General features: G+C 25.8%; 3 protein-coding genes and 1 pseudogene. 2 read left to right on the forward strand and 2 right to left on the reverse strand.

Annotated elements, in window-relative coordinates; all coding sequences use genetic code 11:
- On the forward strand, positions 1–665 hold a 665-nt coding region (locus tag AMN78_RS00355; RefSeq protein ID WP_143323141.1), incomplete at its 5' end, for an FkbM family methyltransferase.
- Here the strand turns inward: AMN78_RS00355 and AMN78_RS00360 are convergent.
- Both AMN78_RS00360 and AMN78_RS00365 read right to left on the reverse strand, forming a co-directional pair.
- Positions 654–1,583 carry a phytanoyl-CoA dioxygenase family protein gene (locus AMN78_RS00360; RefSeq protein WP_075533656.1) on the reverse strand — a complete coding sequence of 310 codons (930 nt, stop codon included), beginning with the start codon at positions 1,581–1,583 and terminating at the stop codon, positions 654–656. The two genes, AMN78_RS00355 and AMN78_RS00360, sit on opposite strands and share 12 nt — an antisense overlap.
- A 6-nt stretch (positions 1,584–1,589) precedes the next feature.
- Complete coding sequence (locus AMN78_RS00365; protein WP_075533657.1) at positions 1,590–2,294, reverse strand: hypothetical protein; 705 nt, start codon at positions 2,292–2,294, stop codon at positions 1,590–1,592.
- 162 nt (positions 2,295–2,456) lie between these two features.
- On the opposite strand from AMN78_RS00365, the pseudogene AMN78_RS04125 reads away from it, so the two are divergent.
- Positions 2,457–2,702 (forward strand): annotated as a pseudogene (locus tag AMN78_RS04125) (PLP-dependent transferase); the annotation flags it as partial.

The following is a 2,702-nucleotide window of genomic DNA, read 5'->3' on the forward strand; positions in this document are numbered from 1 at the left end:
GAGAATTTGAATTTTCAAAATTTGCAAAATCATTGAAATTAATTAAAAAAAGGAGGAGAACCTTAGTAGATATTGGGGCAAATATAGGTTCAATTACAATACCTTCGCTTAAAAACAACTTTTTTGAAAATGCTTTAGTTTTTGAGCCTAATCCTGAAAGTTTAAGATTATTAAAGTCAAACATTTTAATTAATAATCTTGAAAACAAAGTTAATATAAAAGAACTAGCATTAAGTGACAAAAAAACATTTAAAACTTTGCATGCAGATCTTAAACTAAATAGGGGAAACAATAAGTTAATATCACAAAAAAAAAGAGGAAAAAATTTTTTCCATGTTAAAACTGATATTTTAGATAATTACACAAAAAGCTTTGATAAGAATAATTGCTTTATTAAGATTGATGTTCAAGGTGAGGAAAGCAGGATACTAATTTCATCAAAAAATACTTTGTCAAAAAAAATCCCAATCGTATTAGAATTTGAACCGTCTAATTTGAATAAAAATTGGAAAGTATATTTTAAATATGTCTTAAAATATTACAAAAATTTTTATGATTTAAAGGAGCTAAAACCTATGAAAAAAAATTTATCTTCAGAAACCCTAGAAAAAGTTTATCAGATTTACTTTAAAAAAAATAGTTTTACAGATTTGTTATTTATTTGAAGGAATACTATAAATTTTCCTAATTTTTTTTCTCAAAAAACCTGGAATGTATAAAACTAAACGACTTAAAATCCATTTATAAAAAATTTTAAAAGTTTTTTTGTTCAATGGCATAGTATAAATGTCAGTATTTGGATAAACATCATTGGTTGCTTTTTTTCCAAATCCCAAAAACATTTTTACATCGTCATTTAAATTATTTAAAAATTCAGCATTTAATAAAATCGGTTCACTTTGGCTGGTATCTTTCTCCACTTGAAAAAAAAGTGTTTTTCTAACAAAATTTTTATTATTAGTTGGTTTAGCCCTGTGCACCCCCCAAGAATTATAGATTAAGATAGTTCCTTTTTTTCCTTTAAAACCAACAACGTCTTTTTTAAAGTTTTGCTCAACATAATCTACAGTGTAATCGTGATGAGTATTTTCTCCTGACCATATATGTGACTTTTCAATATACTGAAACTCACCATCTTCCACATCACTTAAATAAGCAAGAAAAATAATTCCCGGCGCCGTTGTGTGTGTTTCTCCTTTATCTCTGTCATATCTTCTATTGTCAGTATGCCATTGCATATGCTGACCACCAAAGTTTTCGTAATATCTGAGTGCCTTTAGTCTAAATAAATTACCAAAAATTTCTTTACAAAAATTAATTACTTTTAAATTAGTGCAATAATTATAAAAGTTTTTAGAGGCAGCCAGCATATGAGTTAAAAAAAATTGATTACCATGCGTGAAATATACTCCAGCAATGTTGTTTTTATTTAAACTTAAATCTGCATTTTTTACATCATCTATTATATTATTTATAAAATCTTGAGTTAGTGCGTTTTCAAATTTAAAAAAACCTTTAGTTTTGATTTCATTAACGATTTTTTTATTATCACAATTTAAAAATTCTTGTGTAAAAACATTCATTACTAATTATACCTTAGTTTTTTTCCAAAGAAAATAAGAAAAGGAGTAAAACAAAATTACTCCAACAAAGTAATTCCATTCCAACATATGCTTAAAGTGAGTATTGCCTTTAGTTACAAGTGTTGGAACACTTAAAATTGCAACAATAATTAAAACACTTACTAATGCTAACTTTAATATAAGGACTTTTTTATTAATTAAGTTTTCTAATTTAATTTTAAGTTTATAAAAATGAAAAACTAAATAACCTTGTGCTATTAATTCAAATATAATGAATAGAAGGAGAACTAATCTTCTAAACAGTTTATATAACTGAATATCAAATTTAATACCTAAAAAAATAGAGTGGATTGCTAAAAAAATTGCAGACAATATGCCAAATGTTTTAAATTTATAGTTTATTTCAGTTGAATATAATTTATTTACTAGTTCATTATTATTTTTCCAATAAAGAAACAAAAGTATTGCTGTTAAAATCATTGATGGCTTAAAAATTAGATACTGAGGAAAAGTTCTTGAAGCTCGACTTATTGATAAACTTCCATCGATATATGGAATTGAAAAATTCGATCTACCTATAAAATCTACTTGGAAAATTGTATTGTCTAAAAACTCAGGATTTTGAGATATAAAAAGACATAAATTTATTGCCAGCAATGGAATAAAAAAGATCCACAAACTCAACTTTCTAATTTGAGTTATTTCTTTCATAAATATTTTAGATTATTTCTTTTTATTTCTTTTTCTTGCTCTTCTTTTTTTTGAGCCAATTTTTCTTCTACCACGGTGCTTTTTGGGGTAACCCATATTTTTGTCTCCTTTTCTCTATCTTAATATGTAAAGTTATATATAAGTTTCAATTATACTTATTTTATGAAAAAGTCTATAAGCACATTTCTGAAACATCCAACAAAAGATAGCTCAAATAGATCCGCAAATCCTCCAGTAACCCGCGCTTCAACTATTTTATTCAACACAATGCAAGAAATGTATCAACATGAACTCAAAGTTAAGAAACACAAGAAAATATCTCATTATACCTATGGACGATACGGTAGCACGACTACAATTGAACTTGAGAATATTTTAAAAGAATTAGAACAGGCTTATCACGTTTTT

This window comes from Candidatus Pelagibacter communis (assembly GCF_001179945.1).
GTDB lineage: Bacteria > Pseudomonadota > Alphaproteobacteria > Pelagibacterales > Pelagibacteraceae > Pelagilacustribacter > Pelagilacustribacter ubique_A.

Coding starts and splice junctions, on each gene's coding strand:
- AMN78_RS00360 (WP_075533656.1), bottom strand. CDS start 1,583: ATGAATGTTTTTACACAAGAATTTTTAAATTGTGATAATAAAAAAATC.
- AMN78_RS00365 (WP_075533657.1), bottom strand. CDS start 2,294: ATGAAAGAAATAACTCAAATTAGAAAGTTGAGTTTGTGGATCTTTTTT.